18 protein-coding genes and 1 pseudogene are annotated in these 16997 nt (G+C 37.8%); 18 read left to right on the top strand and 1 reads right to left on the bottom strand.

Annotated features, from left to right (window positions below; all coding sequences use genetic code 11):
• Nucleotides 1-4 precede the first annotated feature (4 nt).
• The 12 genes from J3U91_RS06455 to J3U91_RS06400 all read left to right on the top strand — a co-directional run bounded on the left by J3U91_RS06455 (nt 5) and on the right by J3U91_RS06400 (nt 13154).
• Nucleotides 5-1348, top strand: a complete 1344-nt coding sequence (locus J3U91_RS06455) for a bifunctional metallophosphatase/5'-nucleotidase (protein WP_002817341.1) — start codon at nt 5-7, stop codon at nt 1346-1348.
• Nucleotides 1345-3756 carry a primosomal protein N' gene (priA, locus tag J3U91_RS06450; protein WP_002818667.1) on the top strand — a complete coding sequence of 804 codons (2412 nt, stop codon included), beginning with the start codon at nt 1345-1347 and terminating at the stop codon, nt 3754-3756. Before J3U91_RS06455 ends, priA begins: the two co-directional genes overlap by 4 nt.
• Entirely contained in the window at nt 3756-4706 is a 951-nt protein-coding gene (fmt, locus tag J3U91_RS06445) for a methionyl-tRNA formyltransferase (protein WP_002818668.1), read from the top strand. Before priA ends, fmt begins: the two co-directional genes overlap by 1 nt.
• A gap of 26 nt (nt 4707-4732) precedes the next feature.
• Nucleotides 4733-5476: a protein phosphatase 2C domain-containing protein gene (locus J3U91_RS06440; RefSeq protein WP_002818670.1), complete on the top strand. Its 744-nt coding sequence runs from the start codon at nt 4733-4735 to the stop codon at nt 5474-5476.
• Entirely contained in the window at nt 5476-7320 is a 1845-nt protein-coding gene (pknB, locus tag J3U91_RS06435; protein WP_002818671.1) for a Stk1 family PASTA domain-containing Ser/Thr kinase, read from the top strand. Before J3U91_RS06440 ends, pknB begins: the two co-directional genes overlap by 1 nt.
• A gap of 47 nt (nt 7321-7367) precedes the next feature.
• Entirely contained in the window at nt 7368-8039 is a 672-nt protein-coding gene (rpe, locus tag J3U91_RS06430; RefSeq protein WP_002817337.1) for a ribulose-phosphate 3-epimerase, read from the top strand.
• Nucleotides 8026-8688, top strand: coding sequence for a thiamine diphosphokinase (locus J3U91_RS06425; protein WP_002818672.1), 663 nt, complete (start codon nt 8026-8028; stop codon nt 8686-8688). The genes rpe and J3U91_RS06425 overlap by 14 nt, the downstream gene beginning before the upstream one ends.
• A 158-nt stretch (nt 8689-8846) precedes the next feature.
• Complete coding sequence (gene tuf, locus J3U91_RS06420; protein ID WP_002818673.1) at nt 8847-10037, top strand: elongation factor Tu; 1191 nt, start codon at nt 8847-8849, stop codon at nt 10035-10037.
• Nucleotides 10038-10168: 131 nt separating this feature from the next.
• A complete protein-coding gene (locus tag J3U91_RS06415) occupies nt 10169-11017 on the top strand; it encodes a helix-turn-helix domain-containing protein (protein WP_002818674.1) in 849 nt (282 codons plus the stop codon).
• Between the two features lie 77 nt (nt 11018-11094).
• On the top strand, nt 11095-12390 hold the full coding sequence (locus J3U91_RS06410) for a Y-family DNA polymerase (RefSeq protein WP_002818675.1): 1296 nt from the start codon (nt 11095-11097) through the stop codon (nt 12388-12390).
• A complete protein-coding gene (locus J3U91_RS06405; RefSeq protein WP_002818676.1) occupies nt 12383-12760 on the top strand; it encodes a hypothetical protein in 378 nt (125 codons plus the stop codon). The genes J3U91_RS06410 and J3U91_RS06405 overlap by 8 nt, the downstream gene beginning before the upstream one ends.
• Before the next feature lie 214 nt (nt 12761-12974).
• Nucleotides 12975-13154, top strand: a complete 180-nt coding sequence (locus tag J3U91_RS06400) for a hypothetical protein (protein ID WP_002818680.1) — start codon at nt 12975-12977, stop codon at nt 13152-13154.
• 63 nt (nt 13155-13217) lie between these two features.
• Here J3U91_RS06400 and J3U91_RS06395 read toward each other — a convergent pair.
• Nucleotides 13218-13406: pseudogene (locus tag J3U91_RS06395) on the bottom strand (prepilin peptidase); the annotation flags it as partial.
• A gap of 39 nt (nt 13407-13445) precedes the next feature.
• On the opposite strand from J3U91_RS06395, the gene J3U91_RS06390 reads away from it, so the two are divergent.
• The 6 genes from J3U91_RS06390 (at nt 13446) to rplS (ending at nt 16983) form a co-directional block, all read left to right on the top strand.
• On the top strand, nt 13446-14363 hold the full coding sequence (locus tag J3U91_RS06390) for a DUF3114 domain-containing protein (protein WP_002818681.1): 918 nt from the start codon (nt 13446-13448) through the stop codon (nt 14361-14363).
• A 64-nt stretch (nt 14364-14427) separates the two neighbouring features.
• On the top strand, nt 14428-14718 hold the full coding sequence (gene rpsP / locus J3U91_RS06385) for a 30S ribosomal protein S16 (protein ID WP_002818683.1): 291 nt from the start codon (nt 14428-14430) through the stop codon (nt 14716-14718).
• 40 nt (nt 14719-14758) lie between these two features.
• Complete coding sequence (locus J3U91_RS06380) at nt 14759-15262, top strand: methylated-DNA--[protein]-cysteine S-methyltransferase (RefSeq protein ID WP_002818684.1); 504 nt, start codon at nt 14759-14761, stop codon at nt 15260-15262.
• Nucleotides 15259-15759 (top strand): ribosome maturation factor RimM, encoded by a 501-nt coding sequence (rimM, locus tag J3U91_RS06375; RefSeq protein WP_002818686.1) that lies wholly within the window; start codon nt 15259-15261, stop codon nt 15757-15759. Before J3U91_RS06380 ends, rimM begins: the two co-directional genes overlap by 4 nt.
• On the top strand, nt 15749-16498 hold the full coding sequence (trmD, locus tag J3U91_RS06370; RefSeq protein WP_002818687.1) for a tRNA (guanosine(37)-N1)-methyltransferase TrmD: 750 nt from the start codon (nt 15749-15751) through the stop codon (nt 16496-16498). The genes rimM and trmD overlap by 11 nt, the downstream gene beginning before the upstream one ends.
• A 98-nt stretch (nt 16499-16596) precedes the next feature.
• Complete coding sequence (gene rplS / locus J3U91_RS06365; RefSeq protein ID WP_002818691.1) at nt 16597-16983, top strand: 50S ribosomal protein L19; 387 nt, start codon at nt 16597-16599, stop codon at nt 16981-16983.
• Nucleotides 16984-16997 lie beyond the last annotated feature (14 nt).

Here is a 16997-nt window from a genome sequence, read left to right as displayed (position 1 = left end):
ACATATGACGCATGAATTTGTAACAATCTTGCATACTAATGATCTTCACAGCCATGTCGAACATTGGCCGAGGATCGCCAATTGGATTAAAACCCGTCGAGCGCAATTACAAGCTGCTGGTCATTTTGTTTTAACTTTCGATGTTGGAGATTTTATTGATCGCTACGATGCTAATACTCAAGCTACTTGGGGCAAAGCGAATGTTGAACTTCTAAACGACTGTACTTTTGACGGAGTCACAATTGGCAATAATGAAGGTCTTGGCCTCCCGCGTGATCGAATGGAAGACATTTATTCGGAACGCAGGTTTGCTGTTTTACTAGCAAATATTTTTGAAAATGATCATGGTTTGCCTAAATGGGCAGAAGAATATCGAGTTTTTGTAACTCCGAAAGGAACTCGAATTTCGGCTTTTGGCCTGACGGCCGCTTACGATCTTACTTATCCATTGCTCGACTGGTTGCCGGCACAACCGGTTGAAACACTCGAAAAATTATCCGACCGGGTTATTGCACAATCCGATATTAGAATTTTGTTGTCACATTTGGGTTTGCCGACAGATCAATCCTTGGCGCGGCGTTTTAAAGAAATATCGGTAATTTTAGGCGCTCACACGCATCATTTACTGCCCAAAGGTCAGATGGTCGAAAATACTTTGTTGGCCGCCGCTGGTAAATATGGTGAAAACGTTGGCGAAGTTGATCTGGAAATTGATGAAAAGCATCAAGTCGTAAGCGAAAGGGCTCATACGATTAAATTTGACAATCTTCCGGAAGTCGAGTCTGCTTCTGCCTTTTTGGAAAATTGGCGTGAATCCGGTCGAAACATTCTCGAAAACCAAATTATTAGCAATTTGCCGACAGATCGTTCGACTTTGCAACAAATAGATGATTGTGCCGATGCTTTGATGGAGAAATTTCAAACAAAAATTGCCATGATATCCAGCGGTATGTTTTTAGATGAGCTGCCGGCTGGCCAATTAAACGCTTTTCAGCTTTTAAAGGATCTGCCGCATACAATTCATCCAATGAAAATCGATATCCTTGGTTCTGATTTATTGAAGTTATTTGATGAAATAAATTTGCAGCACGATCATCTTTTAAATCAACATATTAATGGTTCCGGATTCCGCGGGGATAAATTTGGCGAAATAAAATTTTATGGTCTTCATGAAAAACAAGTTGATCCAAAGCAACATTATGAAATTGCCAGTTTGGACCATTATTATTTTTTGCCTTGGTTCCATTCTTTACAGTCAGCCGACGTTTCTTTTGATTTTAAAAATATCTTGCGAGAATTAACGGCTGGCTATTATCGTGAAAAATACAGCCATCAGGAGGCCGTTTGAGAACTGCTTCTGTAATTGTAGATTTACCAACCCGTCAAACCAATCAGCCCTTTACTTATTTAATTCCGGATGATTTGCTTGATTTTAACTTGCTCGGCCATCGTGTCCGGGTTCCTTTTGGCAAACGGAATTTAATGGGATATGTTGTTGCAGTTGGTCAAAGCGAACGGAGTGATTTTCAGTTAAAAAAAATTGAATCGATTATTGACGAAAAACCGGTTCTTAATTCTGAAATGTTGAAATTATCCGAATGGCTGTCAAACTATGTTTTTTCTTATCGCGTTCAAGTAATTCAAACGATTTTGCCGAATGCTTTTAAACCAAAATATTTGAAGGGCTTGAAAATCGTTGATCAAGTTCCGGAAAAAATAAAAGAAAATATTTTTCTCAATAATCAGGAAATTGAATTTTTGCCGAAAAATTATACTTCCGAACAAATTAAAGTGATCAATAGCTTGATTAGACAAGGAAAAATTGTTCAAACGACTACGATTCAGAAAAAGAATAAAGGCAAAAAAGTCAAAGTCCTTTCCAATAATTTGAACGATAATGATATTGCAACAAATCTAAATAAAAAATCTCTGAGTGATTCACAGAAAAAGCTTTTAATTTTTTTGTCCGGTCATCGGGATGGTTTTTTTCAGGTAAAGGAGTTAGCCGAAATTTTGGATATTTCCAAATCGACTATTTTGACAGCTGAAAAAAAATCCTGGCTTAAAAAAAGCGAAGTTAGGATGACGAGGAACCCGGTAAAAAAAATTGCCGTTACAAAGACTAATGCAGTCGAGCTGAATTCCGATCAGAAGAAAGTTTTTAATTCAGTCGAAAGCGCAATCACTAAAAACGAAAACAAAACTTTTCTTCTTGAAGGAATTACCGGGTCTGGAAAGACAGAGGTTTATCTTCAACTAATCGAAAAGACAATTGCCCAAGGGAAAACGGCCTTGCTCCTTGTTCCGGAAATCGCTTTAACCCCCCAAATGATTCGCCTGGTAAAATCCCGTTTTCTTGATTCGGTCGCTTTGCTTCATTCCGGATTATCCGATGGCGAACGTTTGGATCAGTGGGAAGAAATTCGCGATGGAAAAATCAAGATTGTAATTGGTACGCGTTCGGCGGTTTTTTCGCCGCTAACCAATATCGGTTTAATCATTATGGATGAAGAACACGAAACGAATTATAAGCAGGAAGGCAATCCCCGCTATCATGCTCGCGATATTGCTTTGTGGCGGGCAAAATATCATCAAGCGGTCACTTTACTGGGCTCTGCCACTCCGAGTTTGGAATCACGTGCAAGAGCTCAAAAAGGGATTTTTAAGTTATTAACGATGAATCACCGAGCAGTTAGCGGGGCGAAACTTCCGGATGTTTCAATCGTTGATATGCGCGAAGTATGGCAAAAAGAGCATGCTGATAACGACTTTAGCCCCACTTTGCTTAAAAAGATCGAAGAACGTAAAGAAAACCACGAACAAACGATTCTCTTATTAAATCGTCGAGGATTTTCTTCTTTCGTCATGTGCCGTAATTGTGGCTATGTTCCTCGCTGCCCGAATTGCAATCTATCTTTGACTTTACATATGGACAGCCACTCTTTGAAATGCCATTATTGCGGTTACGAGGAAGCGATTCCTAAAAAATGCCCGGTTTGCGGAAGCCCACAGATTCGTTACGTTGGCACCGGGACGGAAAAAATCGAAACTAAACTAAATAGTTTAGTCAATGGAATTCGGGTTGCTCGTTTGGATCAGGACACTACGAAGAGAAAGGGCAGCCTTGAAAAAATTCTTAGAGATTTTGGGAAAGGAAATTACGACGTTCTGCTCGGTACGCAAATGGTTGCCAAAGGTTTGGATTTTCCCGATGTGACCCTAGTTGGTGTGATTAACGCTGACATCGGCTTGAATTTACCGGATTTTCGGTCTGGAGAAAAAACTTTTCAATTACTAACACAGGTAGCCGGCCGATCGGGAAGAGCCGGAAAAACCGGGGAGGTAATCATTCAGACTTTTAACCCAGATAATTACGCGATTAAATTAGCTGCCGACCAAAATTACGAAGGATTCTATAAAACAGAAATGTCGATTCGCCATATTGCCGACTATTCACCATATTATTACACGATTCAAGTTGGAATTGACGGACCTGATCAATTTCCGGCCAGTCGGGCGATCGATGAAGTTGCGGAATTTATTAAACCGAAATTGGCTAAAGAAACAATTGTTCTCGGGCCCACGCCAAAAGCTATTGCCAAGTTACGTAATCGCTATTATTTTCAAATAATTTTGAAATACAAAAAAGATCCTAATATCGAATCCACTTTAAGTGAGCTTCAAACTGTGTTTGGAGAAAAATTGCCAAAAGATATTTACTTGAGTATTGATCGTGATCCGGTATCATTTATTTAATGACTAATTCAGTGATATTTTTTGGGACTTCTGATTTCAGTAGAGCTGTTTTGCAGGGATTGATTGCCGATGATGATTTTGAAGTAATCGCCGTTGTCAGCCAGCCGGATCGTCCGGTTGGCCGAAAAAAACTTTTGCAGCCTACAAAAATCAAACAATTGGCTTTAGAGTATCGAATCCCGATTTTTCAACCGGAAAAACTTTCCCGATCAGAAGAAATGGATCGACTGATTTCTATGCAGGCCGATTTTTTGGTGACAGCGGCTTTCGGCCAATTTGTCCCCTCTAAATTATTGAAATCCGCTAAAATTGCCTCGATTAATGTTCATGCCAGTCTGCTGCCAAAATATCGCGGGGCTGCGCCGATTAATTGGGCCTTGATTAACGGTGACAAAGAGACCGGCGTTTCAATTATGTATATGGTAAAGGAAATGGATGCTGGCGATATTATCAGTGTTAAAAAAATGCCGATTAAAGAAAACGATAATGCCGGTTCTTTGTTTGAAAAGCTGGCGGTTGTCGGTCGTGATCTGCTCTTAAAAACGATGCCAAAAATGGTTAGCGGCGATATTTCTCCAATTCAGCAGGACGAAGAAAAAATCACTTTGGCACCAAAAATCGATTATAAGTTGACTGAGCTGGATTTTTATCATCAGAAAGCTGAAAAAATTGTTGATTTAATTCGCGGCCTATCACCGAAACCGGGAGCCAGCCTCCAAATTGCCGATGAGAAAATTAAGGTTTTTAAAGCAAAAATCGGACCCTGTCAAGGTGAAGTTGGTTCGATTGCAATTAAATCCAAACACGATCTTGCAATCACGGCAGCTGACGGCCGAACGGTTTTTTTGCAGAAAATTCAACCGATTGGTAAAAAAATAATGGATGTTTCTTCCTTTTTGAATGGCGCCGGGCAAAAGCTTCATGTCGGTAACATGGCAAATAGGATATAATATTACGTTAGTGTTACGGATATCTTATGCAAATCGCCTATTTAAGTGATATTGGAACTAGAAAAAAAGAAAACCAGGACTTTGTCGGGATTTTCACGAATAAAAGTCAGTATAAATTGGCCATTGTCGCTGATGGGGTTACCAGTGAAAAAGGTGGTGATATCGCCGCAGAGATGGTTGTCAATAATTTTGGTTTTGGCTGGCGCCAGACTGATATTTCTTCAATCGAAGAAGCGAAGACCTGGATTTCTAAGAAGGCCCGTGAAGAGAATAGCCGAATTTTAATGGCTGGGAAACGTTTTGATGATTTGTCCCAAATGGCAACCACGATGGTTTTAACGGTTGCCATTAATAATGACGTTTTGATTGGCAATTTAGGCGACTCGAGAGCTTATATCTTTGATGGTAAAATTCTAAAACAACTTTCATTCGATCATTCCTTTGGTAATGAATTAATTCAAAATGGACAAATTTCAAAGGAAAATGTCAATAATGTTCCTCACCATCAAAGCATTACGCGTTATTTTGGTTTGAATGCGCAAACCGAAATGTCTTTTGCTGTCGACAAGGTAAAAAACAACGATATTATCATGCTTGCAACGGATGGCTTGACTAAGCAGGTTAAAGAATCGGATATTTTGCATGTTATTAAGTCAAAGCACAAATCTCTCAGCGAAATGGTGGCTCGGATGATCAATATGGCTAACGAACAAAGCGGTTTCGATAACGTCACGGTTCTGTTGATGTCGCAATTTTTGGAGGATAATTGATGAATCCTGGATCAACATTTGCAAACAGATATCGAATCATTCGGCCACTCGGTGAAGGGGGGATGGCTAATGTTTATTTAGCTGTCGATACAAAGAACAACCAGCAGGTTGCTATCAAGGTTCTTCGATTGGATCTCCAAAATAATCCAGATTTTGTTCGTCGTTTTCAAAGAGAAGCTCAGGCCGCTGCTCAGCTGCTTCATCCAAATATTGTTAAAGTTCTCGATGCTGGTTCTTTTGATGGCGTGCAGTATTTAACGATGGAATACGTCGATGGGATGGATTTAAAGAAATACATCTCTCAGTATTATCCGGTTCCATACGCACAAGTCGTCAATATTATGGAACAGGTCTTGTCTGCCGTGTCAATGGCGCATAACCACGGGATTGTCCATCGTGACTTAAAGCCACAAAACATTCTTGTCGGCAAGGACGGATCAATTAAAATCGTTGATTTCGGGATTGCAATCGCTCGAAGCGAATTTGGGATGACCCAGACAAACGCCGTCCTGGGATCGGTTCATTATTTGAGTCCCGAACAAACGCGTGGTGGCATGGCGACCAACAAATCCGATATATACGCTTTGGGTGTGATTTTATTTGAAATGTTGACTGGCCAAGTTCCTTATAAAGGCGAGACCGTGGTCTCGATCGCTATGAAACATTCTTCCGAACAGATGCCTTCTGCTAAAGATATTGATCCAAATATTCCCCAGGCTCTTGAGAATGTTATTTTACGTGCAACTGCTAAGAATCCTGATAATCGTTATCTGACGGCTGAGGATATGGCTAACGATTTGAGAACCAGTCTTTCTCCCCGTCGGGCTAATGAAGCAAAACTTCCGCCTTTTACCGACGATCAGGCTGAGACAAGGACGATTCCAATCGACGATCTTAAATCACAGGTCGCCAGCGGCATTCAACGTCTTGACCCGGTTTATACTCCCTTGAAGGACAATCCAGATTCGACTTCAGACTCAAAAAAAGTTGTCCCTGGCAAGAAGAAAAAAAGAAAGCATAAGATTTGGCCTTGGATTTTAGCTGGTCTTTTGGCGATTGGTTTTGGGGTTATTTTGGTGGCAATGTTTTGGCCTGGTAGAGTTCAGGTCCCCGATACGGCAAATTACAAACTCAGTGTCGCCGAAAAATTAATTCGTGAAAATGATCTTGAGGTTGGCAGTATTAGCGAAACGACTTCTCGAAAAGTCAAGAAGGGTCGAGTTATTAAATCCGATCCTAAAATTGGATCGCACGTTGCTAAAAATACCAAAATTGATTTAATTGTTTCCAATGGGGCTAAAAAACTAACTTTTGGCGATTATGTTGGTTCTAATTACAGCGATGTCGCCAGCGTTTTGAGGAACCAGGGTTATAAAGTCAAGAAGGTCGAAAAATATTCTAATTCTGTTTCCAGTGGACAGATAATCAAACAATCGGTTGACGCCGATAAGAAAGTCGATCCTTACGAAACAACTGTTAAATTTACGGTTTCCAAAGGTGCCCAAAAAATAACCGTGCCAACATTCGACAGTTTGTCCGAAGCACAGTCTTGGGCTGATCAAAATGGTATTACTTTAAAAATTGCCTATAGTCAATCGTCCGACACCGATACCGGCTATGTTATTAGTCAGAATCCAAATGGCGGGACGGAGATTTCTTCTTCGACTGTTGTTCATATCCTGGTGGCTCAAAGAGTCGATAATTCTTCAAGCAGTTCTTCTTCGGCTGTACCGTCGTCAAGTTCCAGCATGAGCTCTTCGTCAAATGGAAGCAGCAGTAGCAGCAGTAATAGCAGTAGCAGCAGTAGCAGCAGTATTTCTAGCAGTTCTTCTCCTCAAAAATAGTATTTCTGAGAGGTGTTTTATTATATATTTGTAATAAGGAGATAAATATGAGTGTAATTGTGGCACCGTCCATTCTGGCGGCGGATTATTTAAATTTAGGCGAACAGATTAAATTGGTTGAGGGGGCCGGGGCTAAATATTTACATATCGATATAATGGATGGCGATTTTGTCCCTAGCATTTCTTATGGCCCACAGTGGGTCAAACAAATTAAAGCGAGCGGCAGCAAGCTGGTCTTGGATGTCCATTTAATGGTTAATCATCCGGAAAAGTTAATTGATTCGTTTGTTTCGGCTGGTGCCGATATTATTGGCGTTCACGTTGAGGCTACAGCACATATTCATCGCGCTTTGCAAATGATTAAAAATGCCGGAGTTCATCCAGAAGTAGTTATTAATCCAGGAACGCCGGTTTCGGCTATTTTACCAATTTTATATATGGTTGATCAGGTTTTGGTCATGACTGTTAATCCCGGATTCGGCGGCCAAAAGTTTTTGCCTGAAGAAATTTCTAAAATTTCCGAACTTCATGAATATAAAAAAGAGCATGGACTTGATTTCGATATTGAAATTGATGGTGGAGTTAATAATCAAACACTGGTAAAAGCTTACGAAGCAGGTGCAACTGTTGCAGTTGCCGGATCTTATGTATATGATAAAGTCGATCCAGCTGCTAAAGTTAAAAAACTGCTCGAGGTTACCAACTTTGAAGTCGATTAATATTCTTGCCGGCGGACCAGAGAATAATTTTCCAAAAAATTTTGCTGATTTTCTCACAGATGAAAATGAGTGGATTGGTGTCGATGCCGGTGCTTTTTATTTATTAAAGCATGGTGTTAAAGATATCACGGCAATTGGGGATTTTGATTCTTTGACGAGAGAGGAACTTTTTTTTGTAAAAGACAAAGTTGATCCGAAACATTTTTCTCAGGCCAAACCGGAAAAAGATTTCACGGATACCGAACTAGCTTTGCGTTGGATTGAAGAAAAACTGGATTATCGAAAATACGATTCGATTAATATTTTTGGCGCAACAGGTTCTCGTCTTGACCACGAATTTAACAATTTTTTGAATTTATTTTTGCCTGAATATAAAAATATATTGGATAAGGTTGAAATTTTCGATTTGGAAAATGTTGTTAGTTTTTTTAACCCCGGAGATTATCTTTTAGAAAACAAGTATAAAAAGAAATATCTCGGTTTTGTTGTTTTAAATAATATTGTAAATTTTTCAATTCATGGAGCAAAATATGATTTGTCAAATTTCTCTTCGAAAATCGATCGAGTTTTTGCTTCGAATGAATTTTTAGATAATCAAAACATCGAAATTCATTTTGATGCAGGAAATGTTATGGCTATTTATAGTTAAAAGAAAGCTAAAGACTTGATATATTTTGTTTTTCAGGCTTACTTTTGTATAATAGTTAAGGCTTTTTACTTTTAGTGCAATTGCCATAAAGTATAAGCTTAAAATTTTAAGCCTACATCATTATTTTTTGATGAACTATTAAAATGGAGGAAACCAAATTGGCTGAAAAGGAACATTACGAAAGAACTAAGCCGCACGTTAATATTGGTACTATCGGTCATGTTGATCATGGTAAAACCACTTTAACGGCTGCTATCACTAAGGTATTGTCTGAAAAGGGCCTTGCGCAAGCTCAAGATTATGCCTCAATTGATGCCGCTCCTGAAGAGCGTGAACGTGGAATCACCATCAATACTGCCCACGTTGAATATGAAACTGATAAGCGTCACTATGCACACATCGATGCACCAGGTCACGCCGACTATGTTAAAAATATGATCACTGGAGCCGCACAAATGGATGGAGCCATCCTTGTTGTTGCTGCTACTGATGGTCCTATGCCACAGACTCGTGAACATATTTTGCTTGCCCGTCAAGTTGGTGTTAACTATATTGTTGTCTTCTTAAATAAGACTGACCTTGTTGATGATCCAGAATTAATCGATCTTGTTGAGATGGAAGTTCGTGAACTTTTGTCTGAATATGATTTTCCTGGAGATGATATTCCTATTATTCGCGGTTCTGCTTTGAAGGCTCTTCAAGGCGATCCGGAACAGGAAAAAGTTATCTTGCACTTAATGGATGTTATCGATGAATACATCCCAACTCCAGTTCGTGATGTTGATAAGCCATTCTTGATGCCTGTCGAAGATGTCTTCACTATCACTGGACGTGGTACTGTTGCGTCTGGACGTATCGATCGTGGAACTGTCAAGATTAACGATCCAGTTGAAATTGTTGGTTTGAAGGATGAAGTTAAAAACACTGTTGTTACCGGTGTTGAAATGTTCCGGAAGACTTTGGATCTTGGTGAAGCCGGAGATAATATCGGAGCTCTGCTTCGTGGAATTGATCGCGATGGTGTTGAACGTGGACAAGTTTTGGCAAAGCCAGGTTCAATTCAGACCCATAAAAAGTTTAAGGGTGAAGTTTATATCCTTACTAAGGAAGAAGGTGGACGTCATACTCCATTCTTCACTAACTATCGTCCTCAATTCTATTTCCACACGACTGATGTTACCGGTGTCGTAGAATTGCCTGAAGGTGTTGAAATGGTTATGCCTGGTGATCACGTCACATTTACTGTTGAATTGATGAAACCAGTCGCTATCGAAAAAGGTTTGAAATTCACTATCCGTGAAGGTGGCCACACTGTTGGTGCCGGAACTGTCTCTGAAATTGATGACTAATTCTAATTAAAATCGTCTTGCTTTACGGCATGGGCGATTTTTTTATTTTTAGGCCGAAAAATGACAAACGATTGACTTTATCTTTTTATCTTGTTAAGATAATTAAAATTATTACTCTGAGGTAGCGTATTTTGAAATTAACCATTGATGGCAATTTGTTTAGAAACAGAAGAAAAGAACTAAAAATGACTCAGGTGGAGCTTGCATCGAACCTAACTTCTCAAACAGTTGTTTGTTCTTTAGAACACGGCGTGATACCTAAATTAGAAGTTTTGGCGGAAATAATGCAGCGTTTGTCTTTATCCCTTGAGGATGTTTTTCCTAATAGTCCTTTTTGTTTAAGTAAACTTGATGAATTGAAAATCAAGTTAGATAACGAGAATTATCGACAGGTTTGGTCGGGATTAGAAAAGATTAAAAAAACAGCTTTGGTATCTTCGGTAGAAAAACAGAAATTTTATTATTTATCGGCATCCTCGGCTTTTCATGATGGTCGAATTGAAGATGCCGATTTTGCTTGTTATGAATTGCTTGGTTTTTCCGAAAAAGAAAAATTGTGGTTTTTTGACGCTCTGGCCAATACGATTAAAGCGCAAATTTGGCAACTTAAGGAAGATTATTCAAAGGCGGAAAATTGTTTTAAAAGAGTAATCAAGATTTTAAATGATTATCCTTACGAGAAAGAGACAGTTCCTTCGATGATTAGCTATATTAGAATTTATCAAGCCCTTGCGGAGCATTTTTTGCTGCTTGAAAATTTTAAGCGTGCCGCTTCTTATATTGACAAGGCCTTAAAAATATTATCTGAAGAAAAATCCACTTGGCACCTTGGTGAATTGCTGTTGCTTAAATCGAAAATTGCTGACGAGAGTGGTTTAAATGAACAAAAAGAAAAATTGATTTTAACGGCCGAACAACTATATGAGTTTGGTAAGAGCCCTCAACTAGGTCGAATGCTCAATAAAAGCAAGTCCAATTAATCAGACATTTTATTATTTTTTTAGTTTTTTTATTTTGCTTGACATACGAACACATGTTCGTATTATTTTATATGTAGATGCCTAATTATTTTGACAATGAAGATCATCGAGTGATTTTTGCTATTGACAGCAAATCTTTTTATGCCAGTGTCGAGGCTCGCTCTTTGGGTTACGATCCTTTGCATGTTGCTTTGATAGTAATTTCGACGGGACCAAATGTTGGCGGTGGTGGTTTGATTTTAGCGACTAGCCCATTAGCGAAAAAGTCTTATGGCCTCAAATCAAATGTCAGTCGTTTGCGCGACATGCCAAAAAATGCCGATAAATTAATAATGACATCGCCACACATGAATCTTTATATTTACATCAATACGAAAATCAATAACATTTATCGAAGATATGTCGATGAAAAAAATTTGCATATTTATTCAATCGATGAAAGCTTTTTGGATATGACTAGTACATGGAAATTGTTTGGCAATAGCAAGAAACAAATTGCCAAACAAATTCAAAAAGAAGTTTTGGATGAGACGGGCATTTATACAACGATTGGAATTGGAGAAAACCTAACTCAGGCTAAGATTGCAATGGATGTATATGCAAAGAATAACGATAGCCGTCTTGGAGAAATAAATTATGCATCGATTAAAGAACGATTATGGCCAATCAAAAATTTAAATTCCGTTTGGAGCATCGGTAATAAAACTGCCAAAAAATTGCAAAAAATTGGAATAAACTCTTTGGATGATTTGGCCCACTATGATCCTTATAAATTAGAAAAAAAATTTGGAGTTATCGGCGGGCAACTATATCTTTTGTCTTGGGGAATCGATCGGGCAGTTATTAGTCAGAAAGCATATCCAAAAGAAAAATCTTATGGAAACTCACAGGTTTTGCCGAGGAATTATACTAAAGCCGATGAAATCGAGGTTGTTTTAAGGGAAATTTCCGATCAGGTTGCTGCTCGTATTAGGAAACACCATTTTCAGACCGGTCTGGTTCATGTTTGGGTTGGCAATGAGTATACAAATGGCGGATTTTCTAAACAAAATAAAATTACACCAACTAATGAAAGCAAAATTTTAAATCAGATTGTGGTTGATATTTTTCATGCTAATTGGAAAGGTGACAAGATTCGTAATATTTCTGTTTACTTTGGTAATTTAATTCCGGACAATAGTCAACAATTTGACTTGTTCAGAACTTCCGAACAACAAATTGAAGAGCGAAAATTGGATCGGATTACCGATTCTTTACGTTTAAAGTTTGGTTTTTCAAAGCTAGTCAAAGCTTCATCGATTTTACCTGGTGGTACCGCCATTGAAAGAGCTGGCTTGGTTGGTGGACATAATGGAGGAAATAGCTATGAATAGCAAATATCCGAATTACGATCCGAAAATTCGTGATCGTTTTATCCGTTGTTTTCAAGATCGCGGCATGTTGAAATGGGGAGGTTTTTATTTATCTGATCATACCAGGGTTATTGAAAAATCGGCTAAATATCGGGCGGAAAAACAATCTCGATATTTAAAAGAACAAATGAATTTTCACAAGATTTCAGAAGTACTTTTTAGAGCCTTTTCAAATGAACGAGAAGTTGAAATTCAACTAGCCGATGAAAATCAAGAACACGGAATTGCAAAAACAATTGTTGGTTTTGTTGAAGGCTATGATCGAGATGGAATTATTGTTGCAAATAATTTTTTCTCCCTTGATGATATTTGGCGTTGCGAGTTGGTTTAGGATTAAATTGCATCATACAAATAACGTTGAAAGAAAAAATCCAATTGCCAAAAAGGGAATAAAAGCAAGACTATGTTTTTTACGAAGTAAAAATATCAGAATTGTTAGACAACTGGTAATTAGTATCGATACGCTGAATTGAAAAACCGGTAGAGCTATATATATGAGCAAAATTACCGGCAAATCACCATTTCCTAATGCTTTTCTATAGTATATGAAAAACAGCAATAAGCTTGTTAATATGAACAAACCGATTACTTTTTCGCTTGGAAAATTTACGATGAATTCAAAAAATATAATTGGGTACAGTATGACTGGTATGATCGTAGATGTCTTCACAACTAAGAAACAAAAGCAAACAATAAATAATTACGAAATGGTAATTATCTTTTGAGTTCATAAAACAGATAGCAAATAAAAACTCTATTAAGGGGTAATAAACCGAAATTGAATTTTTGCAATAGCGACATTTGCCCATTGATAGCAGCCAACCAATAATCGGGACTAGAGCAATCAATGGGAGTCGTCTGCCACAATAATCACAGCAGGATAGACCTCCAAGCTGCTTTCGACGATTAATTCGGTAGGCTAGACAAATAATAAAAGATGCTGAACAACTTCCCAAAATAAAACAAATAAATTCCACATTTTTTTATACGTATTTTTATAATTAGTTATGAATAATATGGAAAGTAATTTTAAAATCGGCGATGAGGAATTCTTTAAAGCTTGGTCTTCTATGAAAATTTCCGATCAAAAATCAGCTGAAAAAATTTTAAAGTGGCTTTTTCATATTGCTGATTTTAAGACCGGGGAAGATATTCGCAATTTAAAGATTACAGATATTTTTTCCTCTGATTTGTCACCAAAAAATTTCTTTTGGCGCGACTTTGCTCATCTGGTTCAAACGGCTTTTCCTAAGGGTCTTGTTGATGAAAACTTATCTGAAAGTGAAATCGATTTAGCCAAAAGAACGCATCAATTCAGATATCTAATTGATGAGCAAATGGTTTTTTATGTTAGGCGATCGTTCAGGCTTAAAGAACTTAGATTGAACGATTCTCAGAAACTGGCAGCTTATCTAAGCTCTTTTCCGGAGACGAAAAAATTTAACTTAAATTTATTGGCTGAAAATAAAAAAGATTTTTATTGGGCGATTGAAAGTGCTCGTTTGCATGAAAAAATTTCTTTGAAAGATCTGGCCAATCGGAGAAATTTTCGAATATTCAGACCTAATTTAAAAATAGTGATTGATTTTCATATTGAATTTGTTTTAGATTCCCAAGGAAATTTTCTGTATATACTTGGATCTGGCAATAACGGTCCAATTAACGGTGCTTCTTACAATTTTGCTGATTATAATGATTCCAAAATTAGTTTGGGCAGATCTTGTAATCACGAAAATAGTCGTCATTTCAATCTTGATATCGAACCAATTAAATATTATGACCCGCTTTTCCGATCAGAATTATTAAAGAATTATCGAGCGCCCACTTTAAAAGAATTTAAAAGAAGTCCTTTTTTTCATCACAGTATCGAATATCAAAGCAAAAGGGCGGCATTAAAATTTGAGAGAATGGTTAATAAAAGCTCTGTCAAGTAAAAATACTTGACAAGTATTTTTATAAAGTATATATTATGACAGTAATATTTTTTAGGAGAAATATATGTCAGTTAAAATTCGTTTACATCTGATGGGTACTAAGAAGCGTCCATTTTATCGTATTGTTGTCGCTGATTCACGTGCTCGTCGCGATGGCCGTTTTATTGAAGAAGTTGGTTACTATAATCCAATTACAAAACCGGCTGAAATCGAGTTGAATGATGACCAGATCTTTAATTGGTTAATGAAGGGCGCTCAACCAACAAATACTGTTCGTAATTTTCTTTCAGATGCTGGCTTGATGAAAAAACTTCACGAAGCGAAACTTGCCGCTAAAAAGGAAAGCAAAAAATAATTTCCGTCGTTTCTGACGGTTTTTTTGTATTATTTGATAGATGAAAGTAAATTATCGTCAACAAATAAACTACAGCTCGATTAATTTTCTCGACTGGAAATTCTCATTTTTTTCTTCTGATAAAGGTTTAATTTTTACTACTTTTCAAGATGATCCGATTGCTGATTTTTCCAAGTGGTCCGGAATTTCAAAATTAGTCAATAGAGAGAATCCTAAAATCAGTTCTGCTTTTTTGGATTATTTTTCTGGGAGAAGTAGCAGTCCAAAAATTTCTATTGACTGGAATTTCTGGCAATTCTCGAATTTTCAGATACTCATTTTAAAAAAATTGCTGGAGATTGATAAACCTGTTAGTTATAGCGAATTTGCAAGGCGAATTGGTAATCAAAAGGCGGTTCGAGCTGTTGCAACAGCTGTTGGCAAAAATCCATTTGAAGTGGTTGTTCCTTGTCATCGAATAATTACTAAATCCGGGAAAATTGGTAAATATCGTGATGGTTCGAACATTAAAGCTGCTTTGCTTCAACTGGAGAAACAATTATGAAAGAATTACGAATCGGCAGGGTCATCAATACTCACGGAATAGCGGGTGAGTTAAAAATTGATTTCAATACTGATTTCCCCGAACAACGTTTTGCTAAAAATTCCGAACTGCTGATTGCCGGGGAAAAGTTAGTCGTTCAATCCAGCCGTCCTTTTAAACAATTCTGGTTGGTAAAATTTTCAGATCATGAAAATATAAATTTGGTTGAGAAATATAAGGGAGAAGATATTTTTATCAATGAGCGAAAAGAGCCCCGATTATCCGAAGGAGAGTTTCTTGTTTCTCAAATTATTGGTTTAAAAGTGATTGATGAAAAAGGAAATTCGATTGGCGAAATAGCTGATTCTTTTCATACCGGTGCAAATGACGTTTGGACGATCAAGAAAAGCAATGGCAAAGAGATTTTGATCCCTTATATTGATCAAGTGGTCAAAAAAGTCGATCTTCAAACCTCGACTGTCACAATTGAATTGTTGGAGGGGCTTGATGAAGATTGATGTTTTAAGTATTTTTCCGGACATGTTTGATCCTTTACGCCAATCAATGATCGGCAAAGCGATTGAAAAAGGCTTAATTGATTTTAAAGTAACCGATTTTCGCGAATTTACGACCAATAAGCAAAGACACGTTGATGACGTCGTTTATGGCGGAGGAGCCGGAATGCTCTTAATGCCTCAACCGATTTTTGATGCGATGGAGGAAGTTAAAAAAGAGAATAATGGCGATAAGGGTCATGTGATTCTCGTCGATCCGGCTGGTCGGAAATTTGACCATCATGTGGCAAAAAAATTGTCCACATATAATCATTTAACTTTTATTTCCGGACACTATGAAGGCTATGATAATCGAATCCGCAATTTGGTCGATGAAGAGATTAGCCTGGGTGATTATGTTTTAACCGGCGGGGAATTAGCAAGTATGGTGATTATTGATGCAACCGTTCGTTTTTTGGATAATGTTTTGGGAAATTCCGAATCGGCAGCAGACGATAGTTTTCAAAACGGTTTATTAGAAGAGCCTCAATATACTCGCCCGGCAAATTTTCGCGGAATACAGGTTCCGGAGGTTTTAACTAACGGAGATCATGAAAAGATTCGTAAATGGCGTTTAAAGGAGTCTTTGCGGAAAACCTTCTTGCGACGTCCGGACTTATTAGAGAAAAGAAGTTTCAATAAAGAAGAACTTGATTTTCTCGATGACATAAAATATGAAGAATCACTTGATTCTGATCAGTGAAAACTGATACAATATTTTTTGGCTATTTTTTGCCAATTACTGACATTGCGCTGTTGTACCAAGGTATTGAATATCAATGTTTTCGTTGGGAGTATAAAATGAAACAGAATCAAGTACTAGAAAAATTGACGCAATCACAATTACGCTCAGACATTCCCGATTTTCGTCCGGGAGATAATGTCAGAGTTTATGCTCGAATCGTTGAGGGTGAACGCGAACGTGTCCAATTATTTGAAGGCGTAGTTGTTAAACGCAAGGGATTTGGAATATCAGCTAGTTATACCGTTAGAAAAGTTTCTTCCGGTGTTGGCGTTGAACGTACCTTTCCATTAAATTCTCCACGTGTTGATAAAATCGAAGTTACTCGTCATGGTCATGTACGTCGCGCTAAATTGTATTACTTGCGTGCACTTCGTGGTAAGGCTGCTCGTATCAAGGAAAGTCTTAATACCAAGGCGACTAATAAGAAAACTCAAACAAAGTGATTTTAGAAACGGAC

Origin of the sequence: Oenococcus oeni (genome assembly GCF_020510245.1) — a bacterium.
GTDB lineage: Bacteria > Bacillota > Bacilli > Lactobacillales > Lactobacillaceae > Oenococcus > Oenococcus oeni.
The sequence above is the reverse complement of the archived record's forward strand: the minus strand, read 5'-3'. Positions and strand labels throughout refer to the sequence as shown.